The sequence below is a fragment of the Microbacterium sp. sgz311019 genome, assembly GCF_056135325.1.
In genome coordinates this window covers 425,423-444,230 of record NZ_JBWAXO010000001.1, presented here as the reverse complement: position 1 = coordinate 444,230, position 18,808 = coordinate 425,423, and the positions used below count along the sequence as shown (strand labels likewise).

Below are 18,808 nucleotides of genomic sequence, written 5' to 3'. Positions count from 1 at the left end.
CATGGCCATGGAAGAGACCCTCGTCCTCGTCAAGCCCGACGGCGTCGCCCGCGGGCTGACCGGCGCGATCCTCGCCCGCATCGAGGCGAAGGGCTACGCACTCGTCGACATCCGGCTGGTGGAGCCCGACCGCGAGCGTCTCGAGCGGCACTACGCCGAGCATGAGGGCAAGCCCTTCTACGAGCCCCTGGTCGAGTTCATGATGTCGGGCCCGGCAGTCGCGATCCGCGTCGCCGGCAACCGGGTCATCGAGGGCTTCCGGTCGCTCGCCGGCACCACCGACCCGACGACCGCCGCGCCCGGAACGATCCGCGGTGACTTCGGTCGGGACTGGGGCCTGAAAGTCCAGCAGAACCTGGTGCACGGCTCCGACAGCCCCGAGTCGGCCGCGCGCGAGCTCGACATCTGGTTCTGACAGCGTGCGCGCCCGCGATCGGCGGGCTGCAGCGCGGGGGCGCCCCCGCGGCCGCTGCGGCGGCGCCGGCGGCTGATCAGCGGAAGAGCGTCTGCCAGATGTTCACGATGGCGTTCAGGCGCACCTGCGCGATGAGCAGGATGACGAAGTAGCTGACGATCGCCATGAGCGGCACCCACGCCATGAGCCGGTCGGCGATCTCGCGACCGCGCTCGGGCACCGGGAAGACGCCTGTCCGGAACAGATGCAGGGTGACGGCGTAGAACGACGGGATCGTCACCGCCCACGTGACCATGCACCAGGGGCACAGCGTGAGCAGGACGAAGATGCTCTGGCTGATGAGCCAGCACACGAAGCCGAACGCGAAGACGAATCCGAGCCAGAACAGGACCCAGAACCAGTTCGCAAAGCGCGCCCCGGCGAGGATCGCCATGCCGACGACGACCGGCGCCATCCATGCGGTGAGACCGATGATCGGGTTGGGGAACCCGAATGCCGAGCCCTGCCACGACTCGAGGTTCTTTCCGCACTGCACGAGGATGCTGATGTCGCAGGATGCCTTCGTGCCGGGGTTCGCGAGCAGGTGGAACTTCTCGACGGTCAGCTGAAAGGCGGCCCACCAACCGATGACGCCGGCGATGATGAGCCAGATGGCGAACACGGTCGGGCGGGAGGGGGCGGACGTCTCGGAGGGGACGGTCGTCGCGGTGGTCTGCGCCATGTCTCGGATTATGGCATCCCTCGCCCAGCAGTCCCTGCCATGCGGCGCCTCGGACGATCGGATGTGCGCGGCGACATCAGAGCGTCTCGGATGCGCGATCCGGCTCCTGTCGTGCGCGCCGGCATCCGCCACGCTGCGCGCGTCGACGCGCCGCTTTCGCGCTGAAGGCCATCTTGGTGCGATAATGGGGGTCGATGCGCACATGCGGCCGCGCCGCAGCAGCGCATCACAGAAGACTTCGGGGCGATGACAGCCCCCGCAGTTCGCGCCGCGGGCCGACTGCAGACCGAGTGAGTTCGCGGCACCGCAGGTGCGGCGCCGCACGAGATTTCGCCGGGCGACGCGCGGTGTCGCCCCGCTGGGAGTACGCCGGTGATGGCCGATGAGAACAACAACGACAACCCCGACCTCGAGCACGTATCGGATGCCGCGTCCTTGACGCCCGCTTCCGACGAGGCTGCGGACGCTGCGGTCGAGGAGTCCGCCGACCCCGACAACGTCGAGGCGCCGCAGCTCTTCGTGCCCTCCGACGAGGTCCCCGGGCCCGTGGAGGGACCCGATGTCGAGCTGCCCGAGACCACCGAGCAGCCGCAGGCGGCCGAGGTCCCCGAGTCCGTCGACGTGCCCGAGCACGTCGAAGCGTCTCAGCCGGAGCAGTCGGAGGTCGCGCAAGAGTCCGAGGCGACGCCGGTCACGGCGGTCTCGCTCGGCCTCCTGCCCGAGGTGTTCGTCTCCTCGGTGTCGACGCAGCTCCACTTCTACGCGCCGGAGATCACCGTCCTCGCGGCCCGGCCCGAGCCCGAGGTCGAGGACGGCCAGAGCAGCAGCTCGCGCCGCCGTCGCCGCCGCGGCGGCCGGGACGACGCGTCCGAAGAGCAGCAGCAGCCCGTCGCCCAGCCGCGCCAGCGTGCCGTCGAGCTCATCACGGAGCCGCAGCGCATCAAGGGCTCGACGCGCCTCGAGGCGAAGAAGCAGCGCCGCCGCGACGGCCGTGAGGCGGGCCGTCGCCGTCCCGTCGTGACCGAGGCAGAGTTCCTCGCGCGCCGTGAGGCCGTCGACCGGGTCATGATCGTCCGCTCCAAGAACGGCCGCATCCAGATCGCCGTCCTCGAGGACAAGGTGCTCGTGGAGCACTACGTCGCGCGCAACCAGGATGCGTCGCTGATCGGCAACGTCTACCTCGGTCGCGTCCAGAATGTGCTTCCGAGCATGGAGGCCGCGTTCGTCGACATCGGCCGCGGCCGCAACGCGGTGCTGTACTCCGGCGAGGTCGACTGGGACGGCGTCGAGACCGGCAACCAGCCGCGCCGCATCGAGCTTGCGCTGAAGTCCGGCGACAAGGTGCTCGTGCAGGTCACGAAGGACCCTGTGGGCCACAAGGGCGCCCGCCTGACGAGCCAGATCTCCCTCCCGGGCCGCTACCTCGTGTACGTCCCCGGCGGCGCGATGAACGGCATCTCGCGCAAACTCCCCGACACCGAGCGGGCGCGCCTGAAGAAGATCCTCAAGGAGGTGCTCCCGGAGTCGTCGGGCGTCATCGTCCGCACCGCCGCCGAGGGCGCCACCGAAGACCAGCTGACGCGCGACGTCCAGCGCCTCACGAACCAGTGGGAGCACATCAGCCGGCAGATCGAGACGATCCAGGCGCCCTCCCTGCTGCACTCCGAGCCCGACCTTCTCGTCAAGATCGTCCGCGACGTCTTCAACGAGGACTTCTCGAAGATGCTCATCCAGGGCGAAGACGCGCAGCGCACGATCGAGACCTATCTCGCGAGCGTCGCGCCCGACCTCCTCGAGCGCGTCGAGCGGTACGAGGGCGAGAGGGACCCGTTCGACCAGTTCCGTGTCACCGAGCAGATCGAGAAGGCCCTCGACCGCAAGGTCTGGCTGCCGTCGGGCGGCTCGCTCGTCATCGACCGCACCGAGGCGATGACCGTCGTCGATGTAAACACCGGCAAGTTCGTCGGCTCGGGCGGCAATCTCGAGGAGACGGTCACCAAGAACAACCTCGAGGCCGCGGAGGAGATCGTCCGTCAGCTGCGGCTGCGCGACATCGGCGGCATCATCGTCGTGGACTTCATCGACATGGTGCTCGAGTCCAACCGCGACCTCGTCCTCCGTCGCCTCGTCGAGTGCCTGAGCCGCGACCGCACGAAGCACCAGGTTGCCGAGGTCACCTCGCTCGGGCTCGTGCAGATGACGCGCAAGAAGCTCGGCCTGGGTCTGCTGGAGACCTTCAGCGAGCCGTGCGAGGTGTGCGCGGGCCGCGGTGTCGTCGTGCACCACGATCCCGTCGTCAAGCACCGCGCTCCCGCGACGAACGGCAACGGGAACGGGAACGGCGGCAGCCGCCGCCCGCCGCGATCCAGTGCGCCCGCGACGACCACCTCGACGACCGGCACGCATGTCATCACGGAGGGCGTGAAGTCGGCGCTCGCGCAGATCGCGGCCTCGACGATCCACCCGCACGATGAGGTCCATCTCGACGACCTGCAGATGGATGCCACCGCGGGGATGGCGGAGACGGCCCCCGTCGAGCTGCAGACGCCGGAGCGCAAGAAGCGCCGCAAGAAGACTGACACCGCACGCAATGCCCCGAAGACCGAGAAGGAGATCCTGCTCGACTCGGTGCTCAACGCCCTCCCGGAGCCCAAGGCCCCCGGACAGGGCCGCAGCCGGCGCCGCGTGACGACGGCGGGCCTTCCCGGCACGCCTGTGGTGCACACGCCCGACGCGGAGTAGCACGCGCCGTGCGAGGACGACGTCAGCCGACGTCGTCCTCGTCCAGCGTGTCCTGGTGCGTCTTCAGGTAACGCTCGATCCGGCGATCGGGAACCAGCCAGATCACGGCGACGATGATGAACGGCACGAGGCCGAGCCACGGCACGATGAAAGCGAGTCCGATCCCGAGCATGTAGAGGGCCGGCGACACCCAGCCCTTGAGGTCGCGACCGAAGGCCTCGCGGATGCGCTCGCCACCGGGCTGCCGGGCGATGGTGTTCTGAAGGACGAAGTAGGCGATCGCGGCGCCGAGGAGATTCAGCCCGTACACGACCGTCGGGACCAGCGCGACGTGGGTCTCGGTGAGCCATGCGGTGGTGAACGGGTACAGCGACAGCCAGAACAGCAGATGCAGGTTGGCCCACAGCACCCCGCCGCTGACGCTGGGGTGCAGCTGGAACAGGTGGTGGTGGTTGTTCCAGTAGATGCCGATGTACACGAAGCTCAAGAGGTAGGTGAGCAGGCCGAGACCGGACGTGTGCAGGAGGTCCGCCCATCCGTCGCCCGTGGGCACCGCCAGACCGAGCACCATCACGGTGATGATGATGGCGAGCACGCCGTCGCTGAAGGCCTCCAGCCGCGCCGAGGTCATGGCAGATCCTCGCGCCGCTCGCGCGCGGTGACCCGCAGTCCCGAGGCGATGAGCCTGCGCACCAGCTCGTGCCCGTCGACGTGCTCCGCGCCGGCCTCGATGAGCCGCGCGTGGATCTCCTCGGGGACGTCGTAGTGGTCGCGATCGAAGCCTCGTCGAGGGACGCCGTTGGCCTCGGCGAACGCGTGCAGCTCGTCGACGCTCTCGTCGCTGACGAGGTGCGCCCACAGGCGTCCGTGTGCCGGCCAGCGCGGGTCGTCGATCAGGATGGCCACCCGCCGATCCTAGAGCGAGCAGTGAGTGCGCAGGGCGGGAAGTCGCGCCGCGGCTTCGCGCTTTTGCCTGAGGGCGGGGCATCGGGTAAAGTATTCCTTTGGTGCGTTGCGTCCCCGGGACTGTGGCCGACGCCCGTCCCCGAACGGGTCGCCCTGCGGCCCGCAGGTGGCCCGCACCAGGACTTCCCGTCTTCCCAGACAATTCGGAGCCCTCGGCTCCCAGACGAAACAGGTGTGAAGTGGTTTACGCAGTTGTGCGCGCCGGCGGCCGGCAGGAGAAGGTGTCGGTCGGCACGGTCGTCGTGCTCGACCGCCAGAAGGCCCGGATCGGCGACACGATCGAGCTCCCCGCCGTCCTCCTCGTCGACGGCGACGCCGTGACGACGGATGCCGACGCTCTCGCGAAGGTGTCTGTCACCGCGGAGGTGCTCGGTGAGGAGCGCGGCCCGAAGATCGTGATCCAGAAGTTCAAGAACAAGACCGGCTACAAGAAGCGCCAGGGGCACCGTCAGGACCTCACGCGCGTCAAGGTCACCGGCATCAAGTAAGTCCAGGAAGAGACGCAGAGATGGCACACAAAAAGGGCGCAAGCTCCACCCGTAACGGTCGTGACTCCAACGCTCAGCGACTGGGCGTGAAGCGCTTCGGCGGCCAGCAGGTCCTCGCCGGCGAGATCATCGTCCGCCAGCGCGGCACGCACTTCCACCCCGGCGCCAACGTCGGACGCGGTGGCGACGACACGCTGTTCGCGCTTGCCGCGGGTGCTGTCGAGTTCGGCACCAAGGGCGGCCGCAAGGTCGTCAACATCGTGGCGGCCGCGGAGTAATTCCGAGGCGACTTCGCAGCTTTCGCGAGGGGCGGGCTTCGGCCCGCCCCTCGCCCATTTCCGGCAGAATCCGTAGAGATCTCCGGGACGACACAACGTGAGGAGCGGCATGGTCACCTTCGTCGATCGCGTCACCCTGCATCTGCGCGCAGGCAAGGGCGGCAACGGATGCGTCTCGGTACGACGCGAGAAGTTCAAGCCGCTTGCCGGCCCCGACGGCGGCAACGGCGGTGATGGCGGAGACATCGTGCTCGTCGCCGACCCGCAGGTGACGACGCTCCTCTCGTATCACCACTCGCCGCACCGCGCCGCCGGCAACGGCGGGTTCGGCATGGGCGACCACCGCTCCGGAGCCGAGGGCGAGGACATCGAGCTGACCGTCCCGGTGGGGACGGTCGTGAAGGATGCCGAGGGCAAGGTCGTCGCTGACATGCTCGATCCGGGCATGCGGTTCATCGTCGCGCCCGGCGGCCGCGGCGGCCTCGGCAACGCGGCCCTCGCGACCACGAAGCGCAAGGCCCCCGGCTTCGCGCTGCTCGGCACTCCCGGCTGGGAGGGCGACGTCGTCCTCGAGCTCAAGACCGTCGCCGATGTCGCACTCGTCGGGTTCCCCTCGGCGGGCAAGTCGAGCCTCATCGCCGCGATGTCTGCCGCGCGTCCGAAGATCGCCGACTACCCGTTCACGACGCTGCATCCGAATCTCGGCGTCGTCGAGGCCGGCGACGTGCGCTACACGGTCGCGGACGTGCCCGGCCTCATCGAGGGCGCGAGCGAGGGCAAGGGACTCGGCCTCGAGTTCCTGCGCCACGTCGAGCGCTGCACGGCACTCGTGCACGTCCTTGACTGCGCGACGCTGGAGCCCGGGCGCGACCCGCTCACCGACCTCGAGGTCATCCTCGGCGAGCTGGCGGCCTACCCCGTGCCCGAGGGCCAGGTGCCGCTCATCGAGCGGCCCCAGCTCGTCGCGCTCAACAAGATCGACGTGCCCGAGGCGAAGGATCTCGCGGACATGGTCCGCCCCGACCTCGAGGCGCGCGGCTACCGGGTGTTCGAGATCTCGACCGTGAGCCACGCGGGCCTGCGCCCGCTGAACTTCGCGCTGGCCGACATCATCGCCCGCCACCGCACGGAAGAGGCGTCGAAGCCCGCCTCGCCGCGCGTGGTCATCCGCCCGAAGGGCGCCGACACGGACTTCACGGTGCGCGTCGAGGGCGGCACGTACGGGCCGGTGTACCGCATCCTGGGCGAAAAGCCGGTGCGGTGGGTGCAGCAGACCGACTTCCAGAACGACGAGGCCGTCGGCTTCCTCGCCGATCGCCTCGAGAAGCTCGGGGTCGAGAACGAGCTGTTCCGCGTGGGTGCGACGCCGGGCGCGACCGTCGTGATCGGCGCGGGCGCCGGCATCGTCTTCGACTGGCAGCCCGCCCTGAGCTCCACGGCTGAGCTCATGACCGCTCCGCGCGGCACCGACCCGCGCCTGGACCAGAACGCGCGTCGGACGACGGCCCAGCGCCGCGAGCGTTACCACGAGATGATGGATGCCAAGGCCGCCGCCCGCGCGGAGCTCGAGGCCGAACGGCTGATGACGACGGCTGAGCTGGAATCCGAGCGACTGGCCAGCACGGCCGAGTTCGAGCTGGAGGGCGAGGAGTGACCCTTCGCGATCGATCCGAGCTGCGCGGCGCGCGCCGGGTGGTCGTGAAGGTGGGGTCGTCCTCGATCAGCGGCGAGAACGCGGCGAAGATCGATCCGATCGTGCGGGGGCTCGCCGCCGCGCACGCGCGGGGCACCGAGGTCGTGCTCGTCTCGTCCGGCGCCATCGCGACCGGCATGCCCTTTCTCGCCCTCGACACGCGGCCCACGGATCTTGCGACCCAGCAGGCCGCTGCGGCCGTCGGCCAGAACGTGCTGATCTACCGCTACCAGCAGGCGCTGCGGGAGTTCGGCATCGTCGCAGGTCAGGTGCTGCTGACGGCGGGCGACTTCGAGGATCCGACCCACCGCTCCAACGCGCGGCGCGCGATGGAGCGGCTCCTGGGGCTGCGCATCCTCCCGATCGTCAACGAGAACGACACGGTCGCCACGCACGAGATCCGGTTCGGCGACAACGACCGCCTGGCGGCGCTCGTCGCGCACCTCGTCGGCGCCGACGGCCTGGTCCTCCTGAGCGACATCGAGTGCCTCTACACCCGCCCGCCGCACGAGGCGGGCGCCGAGCCCATCCGCACGGTGCCGTTCGGCGCCGATCTCGGCGAATTCGAGTTCGGCTCCACCGTCGTCAACAGCGTGGGAACGGGGGGAGCGGCGACCAAGGTCTCCGCCGCTCGGCTCGCGGCGGCCGCGGGCACCGGCGTCCTCGTGACGAGCGCCGACCTGGTGGACGAAGCGCTGTCGGGCCAGGATGTGGGCACGTGGTTCGCGCCGGACGACGTGGTGGCGCTGCCGATGGCGACCGGGCCCGTCCACACCGCCGATACACTGACGAGATGATCTCGAGGGTGATCTCGACGGGGATCTCGACCGCGGCGACCGCCGGCACCGCGCGCGAGCGCATGCTGCTCGCGAAGGATGCCGCGCGCCAGATCGCCCTGCTCTCCGACGAGCGCAAGCGCGACGCGCTGCTCGCCATGGCGGGAGCCATCGAGTCCGCGGCGGCGGCTGTCGTGGCCGCGAACGCGGAGGACCTCGAGCGCGGTCGTGCGGCCGGACTCTCTGAGGGGCTGCTCGACCGTCTCCGGCTCGACGAGCCCCGGGTCTTCGCCCTCGCGGCCGCTGTGCGCGACGTCGCGGCGCTTCCCGATCCGGTCGGCCGCATGCTCGACGAGCGCGTGCTGCCGAGCGGTGTGCGCCTGCAGAAGGTGTCGGTGCCCTTCGGGGTCGTCGGCTCGATCTACGAGGCGCGACCGAACGTCACCGTCGACATCGCGGCGCTCGCGCTGCGATCCGGCAACGCGGTCGTCCTGCGCGGCGGCACGGCGGCCGAGCGATCCAACGCCGCACTCATCACGGCCATGCGCGACGCGTTGGCCGAGCAGGGCATCGACCCCGAGGCGATCCAGACGGTCGACGACTTCGGCCGCGACGGCGCCCGCCAGCTGATGAACGCGCGCGGCATCGTCGACGTGCTCGTGCCGCGGGGGAGCGCACAGCTCATCGACACGGTCGTGACCGAGTCGTCCGTGCCGGTCATCGAGACCGGCGCCGGCGTCGTCCACATCGTCCTCGATGAGAGCGCGCCGCTGGAGTGGGCCCGCGACATCGTTGTGAACGCCAAGGTCCAGCGCCCGAGCGTGTGCAATGCGGTGGAGACCGTGCTCGTCGTCGGCGACGCGGCATCCAGACTGGTCATCCCGGTCGTCGAGGCTCTGCAGGATGCGGGTGTCACGATCCACGGCGACGAGACGGTCGCCGCACTGGCCACGGGCGTCGTGCCCGCGACGGATGCCGACTGGCAGACCGAGTACATGAGCCTCGACCTCGCCATGCGGGTCGTGGACGACCTCGACGAGGCGCTCGAGCACATCCGCACCTATTCCACGCATCACACCGAATCGATCATCACGCTGGATGACGCGAACGCCGAGCGATTCCTCGCCGAGGTCGACTCGGCGGTCGTCATGGCCAACGCGTCCACCCGCTTCACCGACGGCGGCGAGTTCGGCTTCGGCGCCGAGGTGGGCATCTCCACGCAGAAGCTGCACGCGCGAGGGCCCATGGGGCTGCCGGAGCTGACGAGCACCAAGTGGCTCGCGCGCGGCTCCGGACAAGTCCGCGGCTGACGGCATAGACTGGCGGGAGCGCTCTGCGCGTCCGAACCCCGAAACGGAGCCCCGATGTCCATCGCCACACTGATCGCCTTCGCCGCCGCCGAGGCCGGGCACTCCGGCAACGTCATGCTCGAGACGGTCATGTACCCGATCATCGCGATCTCCACCTTCGCGTGCCTCGCGCTCGTCACCGTCTCGTACCGCAACGTCTCCAACCGTCACGCGCACAAGGCTGAGGCGTACGCCCGTGCTCACGCGGACGAACTGCAGCAGACGGGGCACGGGCACTAGGCAGCCGAATGACGGTGACGCGGACCCGGCGGATCGGGGTCATGGGCGGGACCTTCGATCCCATCCACAATGGCCACCTGGTCGCGGCGAGCGAGGTCGCGCAGTCCTTCGACCTCGACGAGGTCGTCTTCGTCCCCACGGGTGAGCCGTGGCAGAAGGCCAAAGTCACCGACAGCGAGCACCGATACCTGATGACGGTGGTGGCCACCGCATCCAACCCTCGTTTCACCGTGAGCAGGGTGGACATCGACCGGCCGGGGCCCACCTACACGATCGACACCCTCCGCGACCTGCGGGCACAGCGGCCGGATGCGGAGCTCTACTTCATCACGGGTGCAGACGCCGTGGCGCAGATTCTCAGCTGGAGGGACCATGATGAACTCTGGGAACTCGCACACTTCGTCGCGGTATCGCGGCCGGGGCACGTCCTGAGCACCGACGGCCTGCCCGAACACGTCGTCAGCCAGCTCGAGGTTCCCGCCCTCGCGATCTCGTCCACAGACTGTCGGGATCGCGTCGACCGAGGTCACCCCGTGTGGTACCTCGTTCCCGACGGTGTCGTCCAGTACATCGCGAAGCATCATCTCTATCGGAGCAAGGCATGAGCACACCTGAGCAGTCAGAAACTTCTCAGCTCACGCGCAAGCGGATGCGCGAGCAGCAGCGCGAGACCGGCGCTGTGCCGATCACGCCCGCACCCGCGCCCGCCGCGGGACCCCAGCCCGTCGCCGTCCCGCCGGTTCCGCCGCTGCCGCGGCCGGCCGAGCCGGCGACCGTATCCCCGGCACCCGTCCCCGACGCGAGCGTCGACCTCGGCGTGTCGCCCCTCACGCGGCGCCAGGCGCGCCAGCAGGAGCGCATCCGCACCGCATCGGTGCCCGTGATCACCCCCGAGGTGGCGGCCGCCCACAACGCGGCGACAACCGCCGCGCCGGCGACGCCCGAGCCGGCACCGACGCCTGCGCCGGCGCCGCTCACCACGCCGCCCGTATTCGGCCAAGCCCTCACCTCGCCGTCGCCCCGTCCCACGGAGCCCGAGCCGCTCACCGCGGCATCGTCACTGCGCTCGCTCTTCGAGCCGGCAGACGAGGCCCCGACGGGCTCCGCGGACCCGACACCGGCTCCCGTCGCACCGACGCCCGCGTTCACCGTGCCGCCCGCTCCGCAGCGCGACGAGTTCACGGACGCACTGGCGAAGCTCGGCAGCGGGTCCACTCCGGTCCAGAGCGACCGTCCCACGGTGAGCAGCGCCTTCGGCGCGTCGCTGCAGCCTGGGGGAGCGGCATCCGCGCCCGCACAGAGCGATGAGTCGTTCGACGGCGTCCTCTCCCGTGACACCTCGACGAACGGCTCGGTCGCCTCGCCCCACACGCTCATCGTGTCGCAGAATCCGACGGCGGGGCCGATCTCGGCGCCGATCGCGTCGACCGGCGAAGTCCTGGTAACCGGCACGTACGCGTTGCCCGACGGCCTCGGCTCGATGGGTCATGTGCCGGGCGCGGCGGACGGCAAGGAGGTGGATGCGACGCTCGTCGACGGCGAGCTGCCCGTCCACTCGTCTCCGACCCCGATCGCGGCCAGCGCGGCGATCAGCACGGCGAAGGGTCAGGACGACCTCATCCGCCCGCCCGCACCCGAGAAGAACAGCAGGCTCATGCTCACACTCGCCATCACGGCCGGCGCCCTCGCGCTGGCACTCGTCGGCGTGCTCGTCGTCGCCTTCGCCACGGGGGTGTTCACCTCATGACCGCCTCCGCTCAGGGCATCGAGATGGCCCAGATCGCGGCCCGCGCCGCGGATGCGAAGGGCGGCGAGGACCTCGTCGCGCTCGACGTGTCGGAGCCGCTGCCGCTCGTCGACGTCTTCCTGCTCGTCACGGGACGCAGTGAGCGCAATGTCGCGGCGATCGCCGACGAGGTCGAGGAGCAGCTGCTTCTCGCCGGGCACAAGCGGCTGCGCCGGGAGGGTCGCAACGAGGCTCGCTGGGTGCTGCTCGACTTCGGCGACCTCGTGGTGCATGTCTTCCACGAGGAGGAGCGCATCTACTACGGGCTCGAGCGCCTGTGGAAGGACTGCCCGACGGTGGCGCTCGAGATCTCCAGCCAGGTGGCGGCGGGCCCCGCCGCGGGCTGACTCACTGCAGGCAGAACTCGTTCCCCTCGGGATCGCGCATCTGGTAGTAGTGCTCGGGCCACGGCCCCCACATCTGGTGCACGAGCCGAACGACCTCCGCTCCCAGGCCGACCAGTCGGTCGCGCTCCGCGTCGAGCTCCTCGGGCATCGGACGGCGCCCCGGCGTCGTCGAGACGTCGATGTGGAGTCGGTTCCGCCCGCTCTTGGGGCCGTCCGCGTGGTGGAAGAAGAACCGGGGTCCCACCCCGGCGGGATCCTCGGCCATCCCGACCTTCCCCAGGTCGTCCTCGGTGAGCCCGGCATCCAGCAGTTGCTGCTTGAGCGGGTCGACGAACTCCTGCACGGGGTACCCGAACACGCCGGCCCAGAAACGAGCGAGCCGCTGCGGGTCGTTCGCGTAGAAGGTGATGTTGCCGAGTCCTGCCATGGTGCCTCCGTCCGATGGGACGAAGCTATCCGAGAGCTCGGACATCCAGAGCCGAAATCGGCGGAGAACCGTGGAATTCCGACGGTGTGGTGGTGGACCTGAGGGGACTCGAACCCCTGACCCCCTGCATGCCATGCAGGTGCGCTACCAGCTGCGCCACAGGCCCAGACGCTGCTCGGATCGCTCCGGGCAACTCATCAAGCGTACTGCATCGATGGGTGCGCGACGAAATCGGGCGGGGGCGATTCGGCGTGGCGGTGAGCAGGCCGATGGATGCCGTTGGTGTGTCACTTCTCGTCCCGTTCGTCCCGTGTTCGGTTGCACGCCGCCTGACGCGGGGTGTAGACCCGAAGCGGGCATTGCACGAGCCGGGGGGATCGCACATGTCGGAGAATGAGCCGCAGTCAGTCCAGCAGCCGCAGCCTGTCCAGCAGCCGCAGGGCCGGCCGCCGCGGGCCCGACGTTCGGGATGGATCTGGGCCGTGGTGGGGGTGGTCGCGGCCCTCATCGTCGGCGCACTCGCCGGATGGGGTGTCGGCCGCTCCAGCGCGGTGTCGCCCGCTGCGCAGACGACGAGCACGACGGCCCCGACCGGCAACGTCTGCGACGCGGTCGCGGTCTCGGATGAGGTGCTCCCCGCCGTCGTCACGGTGGCGGCTGTCGGGTCGGCCGGGGGAGGCACCGGCACGGGGGAGATCATTCGCCCGGACGGTTACATCGTCACCAACAACCACGTGATCGCGCCCGCCGTCGACGGCGGCACGATCTCGATCCTCACGTCGGGCGGCGTGTCGATGCCGGCCCAACTGGTGGGCCGCGACCCGCGCGCCGACATCGCGGTGCTCAAGGTCACGGCGTCCGCGTCGCTGCCGACCGTGCCGTGGGGCGATTCGGCGAAAGTGCTCGTCGGGCAGCCGGTGGTCGCGCTCGGCGCGCCGCTCGGTCTGTCGGGCACGGTGACCTCCGGCATCATCAGCGCCATCGGCCGGACGGTGCCCGTGCCGAGCGACAACGGGCAGACTGCCATCCTCGCCAACGCCATCCAGACCGACGCGTCGATCAACCCCGGAAACTCGGGCGGTGCGCTCGTGAACTGCGCCGGCGATCTGATCGGCATCAACTCCGCGATCGCCACGGTGCCGAACTCGGCCGGTCAGTCGGGGGGCGGAAGCGTGGGCATCGGATTCGCGATCCCGTCGGACTTCGCGAAGAGCCTCGTCGACCAGATCATCGCGACGGGTCACGTGACCTACCCGTACTTCGGGATCTCGGTGGCCCCCATCCCGCCCGCCGCCGCGCAGAAGCTGAATGTCACCGACGGCCTCTACGTCATCTCGGTCGTCGAGGGGGGTCCGTCGGCGGAGGCCGGGCTCCAAGCAGGCGACGTCATCACCGAGGTCGACGGCACACCCGCGACGAGTCCGGATGTGCTCACCCACACCGTGATGACGACCAAGGCGGGCGACGGCGTCAAGGTGACCTACGTGCGCGACGGCCAGACGCGCACCGCGGACGTCACGCTGCAGCTGCCGCCCTCCTGAAACGCGGCGAGGCGTCAGTCCTCACCGTTCAGCCGCTGGAACAGGATGTGGTCCTGCCAGCGCCCCGCGATGCGCAGGTAGCGCGGGGCGAGGCCGAAGCGCTCGAAGCCGGCACGGCGGAGGACGTTCTGGGATGCGGTGTTCGACACGAGGGTGGCGGCCTGGACGCGGTGGAGTCCGAACTCGGTGAATGCGAGCGTCACGGCGTCATTCACCGCCTGGGTCGCGTAACCCCTGCCGGTCCGGTCCTGCGACAGCCAGTACCCCATGCTGCATGACTGGAACGCACCCCGGACGATCGTGCTGAGAGTGAGGCGACCCGCGACCTCGCCGTCGTCGTCGAGGACGACGAACGGCACCGCCTCACCCAGGCGGTGGCGCGCGAGGGCGGACTCGACGTCGGCGCGCTGGCCACCGATCGTGAAGTACTCATCGGGCCGAAGCGGATCCCACGGCGCCAGGAACTCGCGATTGCGGGCCTGCAGCTCCGCCAGGACGCTGTCGTCGGTCGGCTGGACGAGTCGGATGCGGGGTGCCACGCATCCACTGTTCCACGCGCGTGCCGCGCGCGGGACGTTGCGCCGATCGGCCGCGCTGCGCCCAGCGCTGGTCCAGGCGCGGTTCAGGGGGCTGCGCTATCCTCGACGGGTCCGACTCCCCCTGAGGACGATTGCCCGCATGACTGAGCCGCCCGCGACCCGACGCGAAGCACGACTCGCCGCGGCCGCGAACGCCGCCGCGAGCGAAGCCGTGTTCGTGGACCCGTCCGGTCGCCGGTCGCGCCGCCTCCGGATGGTGGTCTGCGCGGTCGTCGTCGGCGTCGTCGGCTACGCGGCGTTCCTGGTACTGGCAGTGGTGGGAGTCCCCGGGGTCGGTGCCCCGCTCCTGCCGGGGCTGCAGCCGCCTGTCGCCGGTTCGCCCGCCCATCCGGTCGTCACTCCGACCCCGACGTCGCACGCTTCCCCGGCCTCGTCCGCGACCCCCGGCGTCGCGACGCCCGGTCGATCCACCGGCCCCGCGGCCCCGCCGGTCGCGTCGGCGGCGCCGTCGGCCCATCCGGCACCCGCGGCGACACCGGCCCCTGCGGCGCCGACTCCGAGCCCCACCGCGACCTCGCCGGGCCGCAGCGGCGCGGCGCCGAAGCACACCGTGCAGCCGACCCCGCCCGGGAAGCCGTGAGTCGCGCCTCCCGACGGGATGCCCGGCGGACCGTGAGGCCACGCTCGCATTGGGTGGCGCTGACGGCCGTGCTCGCATTCCTCGCGATCGCGCTGGTCGTCCAGGGGTATACGCACCACCTGGCCGGTGTCAGCGACGACGGCCTCGGAACCGGCGGATCCGCCGCCGGGGTTCCCGCCGGCGTCTCCCAGGGCGGTCCGATCATCGCGACTCACGACGGCGTCCGCACGCTGGCTCCGCGGGGTGGCACGATCGCGCTCACGTTCGACGACGGACCGGACCCGGCCTGGACGCCGGCGATCCTCGACGTGCTCCGCCGCAACGGCGTGCACGCCACCTTCTTCGTCGTCGGGGAGCAGGCGATCGGACACCCCGACATCGTGCGGAGCATCGTCGCCGCAGGCAACGAGGTCGGAGTCCATACGCTGACCCATGTCGATCTCGGCACCGCTCCCGCGTGGCGTCGGCAGCTCGAGCTGCAAGGCGGCCAGCAGGCCGTCGTGGATGCGACGGGGGAGACGTCCGCCCTGCTGCGCCCTCCGTACAGCTCGGAGAACTCGGCGGTCACCGATGCCACGTGGCGTGCGATCCAGGAGGCGGGTTCGGTCGGCTACGTCACGGTCCTCAGCACGATCGACAGCGAGGACTGGCGGCGTCCGGGCGTCGACACGATCGTCCGCAATGCGACGCCCGCGGGAACCGCGGGCCAGGTGCTGCTCATGCACGACGGCGGAGGCGACCGGAGCCAGACCGTGGCCGCGCTGGAACGCCTCCTGCCGGAGCTCAAGGCGCGCGGATTCACGGTGACGACGGCGGGCGCGGCTACCGGCCTCACCCGCACCATGCGCCCGGCCACGACGGCCGAACGTGTCGAGGCGGGCGCCTTCGGGTGGACGGTCCGCATCAGCGACGGGGTCGTCCAGGTCGTCGCGTGGCTGCTCATGCTCAGCGGAGTCGTCATCCTCATCCGGTCGGCCCTCGTCATCGTCGTCGCCGCGCGGCATGCCTACACCTCGCGCCGCAGACCCCGCGGCGGCGCCGGCGGGTCGGCGTCGCGCGTGCCGGTTCTGGACCCCGTCACCGTGATCGTCCCCGCGTACAACGAAGCGGCGGGGATCGAGGCATCGGTCCGCTCGATCGCCGCGTCGACGCATCCTGTCGAGATCATCGTCGTCGACGACGGCTCGACGGACGACACCGCGGCCATCGTCGAGCGGATGCGCCTCCCCTGCGTCCGTGTCATCCGCCAGGCGAACGGCGGCAAGCCCTCCGCGCTCAACACGGGGATCGCGGCCGCGAGCCACGAGCTCGTCGTCATGGTCGACGGAGACACGGTCTTCGAGCCGGAGACCGTCACACGGCTGGTGCAGCCGTTCGCCGACCCCGCCGTCGGCGCGATCTCGGGCAACACGAAGGTCGCCAACCGCGAGGGCATCCTCGGCCGCTGGCAGCACATCGAGTACGTCGTCGGCTTCAATCTCGATCGGCGCCTGTTCGACGTGGCCCGGTGCATGCCGACGGTGCCCGGTGCCATCGGCGCGTTCCGGCGGTCCGCGCTGCGCGCGGTCGGGGGAGTGAGCGACGACACCCTGGCCGAGGACACCGACCTCACGATGTCGCTCCTGCGCGACGAGTGGCGCGTGGTCTACTGCGAGGATGCTCGCGCCTGGACGGAGGTGCCTGCCACCCTCGGCGCTCTGTGGAAGCAGCGGTACCGCTGGTGCTACGGCACGCTCCAGGCGATGTTCAAGCACCGCGGCGCGATCGCGCAGGGCGGCGCCGCGGGCAAGCTCGGGCGCCGCGGTCTCGTGTACCTGCTGATCCTCCAGGTGCTCATGCCGCTCCTGGCTCCCGTCGTGGACCTCTTCGCGCTCTACGGCCTGTTCTTCCTCGATCCGGTGAAGATCATCGGCCTGTGGTTCGCCTTCCTCCTCGTGCAGACCCTCGCGGCTGCCTACGCATTCTTCCTCGACCGCGAATCGCCGGGCCCGCTGTGGACTCTGCCCCTCCAGCAGGTCGTGTACCGTCAGCTGATGTACCTCGTGGTCATCCAGTCCGTCTTCACCGCGTTCGCGGGGCGCCGGCTGAGGTGGCACCGGATGGAGCGTTACGGAACGCTGCGCGCCCCAGCCGGAGATGGCGTGACAGTGTCGAGTTGAGCCGGGCCGTCCCTGCGACTCGGGCGAGAGGAGCCCCGCCGCAATGAGCACCGAACCCACGAACCAGCCGCCTCCGCGTGTCGATCTCAACGAGTTCGGGGCCAACGTCGCCCTGACCGAGGCGGTGCGCATCTTCGGCGCGGACTGGGCGAGCGATGGCCTGCACGAGGTCGGCGCGCTCGTCGGCTCCGGGGACTTCCAGCGCGATGCAGAGCGTGCCGACGTGCACCCGCCGGTCGCCCGCGTGTGGGACCGGTACGGCGCACGCATCGACGAGGTCGACTACGACGAGTCGTACCATCGGGTGATCGCTCAGGCGGTCGCTCACGGCGCGCACACCGCGGGCTGGGCCGATCCGCGGACGGGGTCCGGCGTCGCCCGCGCGGCCACGTTCATGCTGTTCGCGCAGGTGGAGCCCGGTCACGCGTGCCCGATCTCCATGACCCACGCGGCGGTGGCCTCCCTGGAGGGCTCGCCCTGGATCGCGGACGAATGGATGCCGCGCCTGCTCACCCGGGAGTACGATCCCCGCCTGCTCCCCGCCGCCGAGAAGAACGGCGTGCTGGTCGGCATGGCGATGACCGAGAAGCACGGCGGATCGGACGTGCGCGCCAACCGCAGCGAGGGCGTGAGCCTCGGCGGACGCAGCTACCAGCTCGACGGGCACAAGTGGTTCTGCTCGGCGCCCATGTCGGATGCGTTCCTCGTGCTCGCGCAGACGCGCAGCGGCGGCACGGACGAAGGGCTGTCGTGCCTGTTCGTGCCGCGCGTCCTCGACGACGGAACGCGCAATCCGTTCCGCATCCAGCGTCTGAAGGACAAGCTCGGCAACAGGTCGAACGCGTCGTCGGAGGTCGAGTTCGATGGCACGATCGCGACCCTCGTCGGGGAGCCGGGCCGCGGCGTGCGGGCGATCATCGAGATGGTCCAGCGCACGCGGCTGGACTGCGTGCTCGGCAGCGCCGCGGGGATGCGGCAGTCGGTCGCCGAGGCGCTGTGGCACACCCGGCACCGCTCGGCCTTCGGCGCGCTTCTCGTCGACCAGCCCGCAATGACGGCGGTCCTCGCCGACCTCGCGCTCGAATCGGAGGCGGCGATGCTCGCGGGTCTGCGCCTCGCGCAGGCGTTCGAGCAGGACGCTTCGGAGCACGACACCGCCTGGCGCCGCCTGGCCACGCCGGCCCTCAAGTACTGGGTGTGCAAGCGCGGTCCGCACCACGCGTACGAGGCGATGGAGTGTCTCGGCGGCAACGGCTACACCGAATCCTTCCCGCTCGCCCGCCGCTACCGCGAGCAGCCGGTCATGGCGATCTGGGAGGGCTCGGGCAACGTCATCGCGCTGGACGTGCTGCGCGCGCTCGCACGCGACACCGACTCGGCCGACGCGCTGCGCGCCGAGCTCGCGATGACCCGCGGGGAGAATCCGGTGCTGGATGCGCACGTCGGCCGCACTCTCGCCCTCCTGGCCGAGATCGCGGGGGATCCGGATGCCGCGCAGGCCCAGGCGCGCCGCCTCACGGAGGCGCTCGGCCTCGCCCTCCAGGGATCGCTCATGCTCAGGCACGCGCCCGGCCGGAACGCCCACACGTTCATCGCCGCGCGGATGGGCGAGGACCGAGGGGCGCAGTACGGCGTGCTGCCGGCCGCGACGGATGCCGCCGCCATCCTCGAACGTCACTGACGGGCGGCGTCGGATTCGTC

The 18,808-nt window shown here is 70.5% G+C and carries 20 protein-coding genes and 1 tRNA gene; 15 read left to right on the top strand and 6 right to left on the bottom strand.

Going from position 1 to position 18,808, the window contains the following annotated elements:
• Position 1 precedes the first annotated feature (1 nt).
• A complete protein-coding gene (ndk, locus tag AC0NZN_RS02100) occupies positions 2-415 on the top strand; it encodes a nucleoside-diphosphate kinase (protein ID WP_474590605.1) in 414 nt (137 codons plus the stop codon).
• Positions 416-491: 76 nt separating this feature from the next.
• On the opposite strand, the gene AC0NZN_RS02095 is transcribed toward ndk, so the two are convergent.
• Positions 492-1,136 (bottom strand): vitamin K epoxide reductase family protein, encoded by a 645-nt coding sequence (locus tag AC0NZN_RS02095; RefSeq protein WP_474590604.1) that lies wholly within the window; start codon positions 1,134-1,136, stop codon positions 492-494.
• A 375-nt stretch (positions 1,137-1,511) separates the two neighbouring features.
• On the opposite strand from AC0NZN_RS02095, the gene AC0NZN_RS02090 reads away from it, so the two are divergent.
• Positions 1,512-3,878 carry an Rne/Rng family ribonuclease gene (locus tag AC0NZN_RS02090; protein ID WP_474590748.1) on the top strand — a complete coding sequence of 789 codons (2,367 nt, stop codon included), beginning with the start codon at positions 1,512-1,514 and terminating at the stop codon, positions 3,876-3,878.
• A gap of 22 nt (positions 3,879-3,900) precedes the next feature.
• Here the strand turns inward: AC0NZN_RS02090 and AC0NZN_RS02085 are convergent, their stop codons facing one another.
• Together AC0NZN_RS02085 and AC0NZN_RS02080 are read right to left on the bottom strand one after the other, a co-directional pair.
• Positions 3,901-4,509 carry a TMEM175 family protein gene (locus AC0NZN_RS02085; RefSeq protein ID WP_474590603.1) on the bottom strand — a complete coding sequence of 203 codons (609 nt, stop codon included), beginning with the start codon at positions 4,507-4,509 and terminating at the stop codon, positions 3,901-3,903.
• Positions 4,506-4,784, bottom strand: a complete 279-nt coding sequence (locus AC0NZN_RS02080; RefSeq protein WP_474590602.1) for a DUF4031 domain-containing protein — start codon at positions 4,782-4,784, stop codon at positions 4,506-4,508. The genes AC0NZN_RS02085 and AC0NZN_RS02080 overlap by 4 nt, the downstream gene beginning before the upstream one ends.
• Positions 4,785-5,023: 239 nt before the next feature.
• Between AC0NZN_RS02080 and rplU the strand changes: the two genes are divergently transcribed.
• The 9 genes from rplU (at position 5,024) to rsfS (ending at position 11,801) form a co-directional block, all read left to right on the top strand.
• The gene (gene rplU, locus AC0NZN_RS02075) at positions 5,024-5,332 is read left to right on the top strand and encodes a 50S ribosomal protein L21 (RefSeq protein WP_474590601.1); all 309 of its coding nucleotides are present in this window, start codon (positions 5,024-5,026) and stop codon (positions 5,330-5,332) included.
• A 20-nt stretch (positions 5,333-5,352) separates the two neighbouring features.
• Positions 5,353-5,610 carry a 50S ribosomal protein L27 gene (gene rpmA / locus AC0NZN_RS02070; protein WP_474590600.1) on the top strand — a complete coding sequence of 86 codons (258 nt, stop codon included), beginning with the start codon at positions 5,353-5,355 and terminating at the stop codon, positions 5,608-5,610.
• 109 nt (positions 5,611-5,719) lie between these two features.
• Entirely contained in the window at positions 5,720-7,264 is a 1,545-nt protein-coding gene (gene obgE, locus AC0NZN_RS02065; RefSeq protein WP_474590599.1) for a GTPase ObgE, read from the top strand.
• A complete protein-coding gene (gene proB / locus AC0NZN_RS02060) occupies positions 7,261-8,100 on the top strand; it encodes a glutamate 5-kinase (RefSeq protein ID WP_474590598.1) in 840 nt (279 codons plus the stop codon). The genes obgE and proB overlap by 4 nt, the downstream gene beginning before the upstream one ends.
• Entirely contained in the window at positions 8,097-9,389 is a 1,293-nt protein-coding gene (locus tag AC0NZN_RS02055) for a glutamate-5-semialdehyde dehydrogenase (RefSeq protein WP_474590597.1), read from the top strand. Before proB ends, AC0NZN_RS02055 begins: the two co-directional genes overlap by 4 nt.
• A 54-nt stretch (positions 9,390-9,443) precedes the next feature.
• Positions 9,444-9,668: a hypothetical protein gene (locus tag AC0NZN_RS02050; protein WP_474590596.1), complete on the top strand. Its 225-nt coding sequence runs from the start codon at positions 9,444-9,446 to the stop codon at positions 9,666-9,668.
• Between the two features lie 8 nt (positions 9,669-9,676).
• Positions 9,677-10,273: a nicotinate-nucleotide adenylyltransferase gene (nadD, locus tag AC0NZN_RS02045; RefSeq protein WP_474590595.1), complete on the top strand. Its 597-nt coding sequence runs from the start codon at positions 9,677-9,679 to the stop codon at positions 10,271-10,273.
• Entirely contained in the window at positions 10,270-11,415 is a 1,146-nt protein-coding gene (locus AC0NZN_RS02040) for a hypothetical protein (RefSeq protein WP_474590594.1), read from the top strand. Before nadD ends, AC0NZN_RS02040 begins: the two co-directional genes overlap by 4 nt.
• Positions 11,412-11,801: a ribosome silencing factor gene (gene rsfS, locus AC0NZN_RS02035; protein ID WP_474590593.1), complete on the top strand. Its 390-nt coding sequence runs from the start codon at positions 11,412-11,414 to the stop codon at positions 11,799-11,801. Before AC0NZN_RS02040 ends, rsfS begins: the two co-directional genes overlap by 4 nt.
• A gap of 1 nt (position 11,802) precedes the next feature.
• On the opposite strand, the gene AC0NZN_RS02030 is transcribed toward rsfS, so the two are convergent.
• Together AC0NZN_RS02030 and AC0NZN_RS02025 are read right to left on the bottom strand one after the other, a co-directional pair.
• Positions 11,803-12,228 carry a VOC family protein gene (locus AC0NZN_RS02030; RefSeq protein WP_474590592.1) on the bottom strand — a complete coding sequence of 142 codons (426 nt, stop codon included), beginning with the start codon at positions 12,226-12,228 and terminating at the stop codon, positions 11,803-11,805.
• A gap of 90 nt (positions 12,229-12,318) precedes the next feature.
• A tRNA-Ala gene (locus tag AC0NZN_RS02025) sits at positions 12,319-12,394 on the bottom strand.
• Between the two features lie 217 nt (positions 12,395-12,611).
• Between AC0NZN_RS02025 and AC0NZN_RS02020 the strand changes: the two genes are divergently transcribed.
• On the top strand, positions 12,612-13,769 hold the full coding sequence (locus AC0NZN_RS02020) for a S1C family serine protease (protein WP_474590591.1): 1,158 nt from the start codon (positions 12,612-12,614) through the stop codon (positions 13,767-13,769).
• Positions 13,770-13,783: 14 nt separating this feature from the next.
• Here the strand turns inward: AC0NZN_RS02020 and AC0NZN_RS02015 are convergent, their stop codons facing one another.
• On the bottom strand, positions 13,784-14,308 hold the full coding sequence (locus AC0NZN_RS02015; RefSeq protein WP_474590590.1) for a GNAT family N-acetyltransferase: 525 nt from the start codon (positions 14,306-14,308) through the stop codon (positions 13,784-13,786).
• A 139-nt stretch (positions 14,309-14,447) separates the two neighbouring features.
• Here AC0NZN_RS02015 and AC0NZN_RS02010 point away from each other — a divergent pair, with 139 nt between their 5' ends.
• The 3 genes from AC0NZN_RS02010 to AC0NZN_RS02000 are packed head-to-tail and all read left to right on the top strand — an operon-like array spanning position 14,448 to position 18,788.
• Positions 14,448-14,948, top strand: coding sequence for a hypothetical protein (locus tag AC0NZN_RS02010; RefSeq protein WP_474590589.1), 501 nt, complete (start codon positions 14,448-14,450; stop codon positions 14,946-14,948).
• A 53-nt stretch (positions 14,949-15,001) separates the two neighbouring features.
• On the top strand, positions 15,002-17,107 hold the full coding sequence (locus AC0NZN_RS02005) for a bifunctional polysaccharide deacetylase/glycosyltransferase family 2 protein (protein ID WP_474590588.1): 2,106 nt from the start codon (positions 15,002-15,004) through the stop codon (positions 17,105-17,107).
• Positions 17,108-17,150: 43 nt separating this feature from the next.
• On the top strand, positions 17,151-18,788 hold the full coding sequence (locus tag AC0NZN_RS02000) for an acyl-CoA dehydrogenase family protein (RefSeq protein ID WP_474590587.1): 1,638 nt from the start codon (positions 17,151-17,153) through the stop codon (positions 18,786-18,788).
• Positions 18,789-18,808 lie beyond the last annotated feature (20 nt).

Bases quoted from the DNA above. Each gene is read 5' to 3' on its own strand.
- nadD (WP_474590595.1), top strand. From the start codon at position 9,677: ATGACGGTGACGCGGACCCGGCGGATCGGGGTCATGGGCGGGACCTTC.
- AC0NZN_RS02055 (WP_474590597.1), top strand. From the start codon at position 8,097: ATGATCTCGAGGGTGATCTCGACGGGGATCTCGACCGCGGCGACCGCC.
- rpmA (WP_474590600.1), top strand. From the start codon at position 5,353: ATGGCACACAAAAAGGGCGCAAGCTCCACCCGTAACGGTCGTGACTCC.
- AC0NZN_RS02095 (WP_474590604.1), bottom strand. From the start codon at position 1,136: ATGGCGCAGACCACCGCGACGACCGTCCCCTCCGAGACGTCCGCCCCC.
- AC0NZN_RS02090 (WP_474590748.1), top strand. From the start codon at position 1,512: ATGGCCGATGAGAACAACAACGACAACCCCGACCTCGAGCACGTATCG.
- AC0NZN_RS02010 (WP_474590589.1), top strand. From the start codon at position 14,448: ATGACTGAGCCGCCCGCGACCCGACGCGAAGCACGACTCGCCGCGGCC.
- AC0NZN_RS02020 (WP_474590591.1), top strand. From the start codon at position 12,612: ATGTCGGAGAATGAGCCGCAGTCAGTCCAGCAGCCGCAGCCTGTCCAG.
- AC0NZN_RS02000 (WP_474590587.1), top strand. From the start codon at position 17,151: ATGAGCACCGAACCCACGAACCAGCCGCCTCCGCGTGTCGATCTCAAC.
- rsfS (WP_474590593.1), top strand. From the start codon at position 11,412: ATGACCGCCTCCGCTCAGGGCATCGAGATGGCCCAGATCGCGGCCCGC.
- AC0NZN_RS02040 (WP_474590594.1), top strand. From the start codon at position 10,270: ATGAGCACACCTGAGCAGTCAGAAACTTCTCAGCTCACGCGCAAGCGG.
- AC0NZN_RS02085 (WP_474590603.1), bottom strand. From the start codon at position 4,509: ATGACCTCGGCGCGGCTGGAGGCCTTCAGCGACGGCGTGCTCGCCATC.
- AC0NZN_RS02030 (WP_474590592.1), bottom strand. From the start codon at position 12,228: ATGGCAGGACTCGGCAACATCACCTTCTACGCGAACGACCCGCAGCGG.
- obgE (WP_474590599.1), top strand. From the start codon at position 5,720: ATGGTCACCTTCGTCGATCGCGTCACCCTGCATCTGCGCGCAGGCAAG.
- AC0NZN_RS02050 (WP_474590596.1), top strand. From the start codon at position 9,444: ATGTCCATCGCCACACTGATCGCCTTCGCCGCCGCCGAGGCCGGGCAC.
- ndk (WP_474590605.1), top strand. From the start codon at position 2: ATGGCCATGGAAGAGACCCTCGTCCTCGTCAAGCCCGACGGCGTCGCC.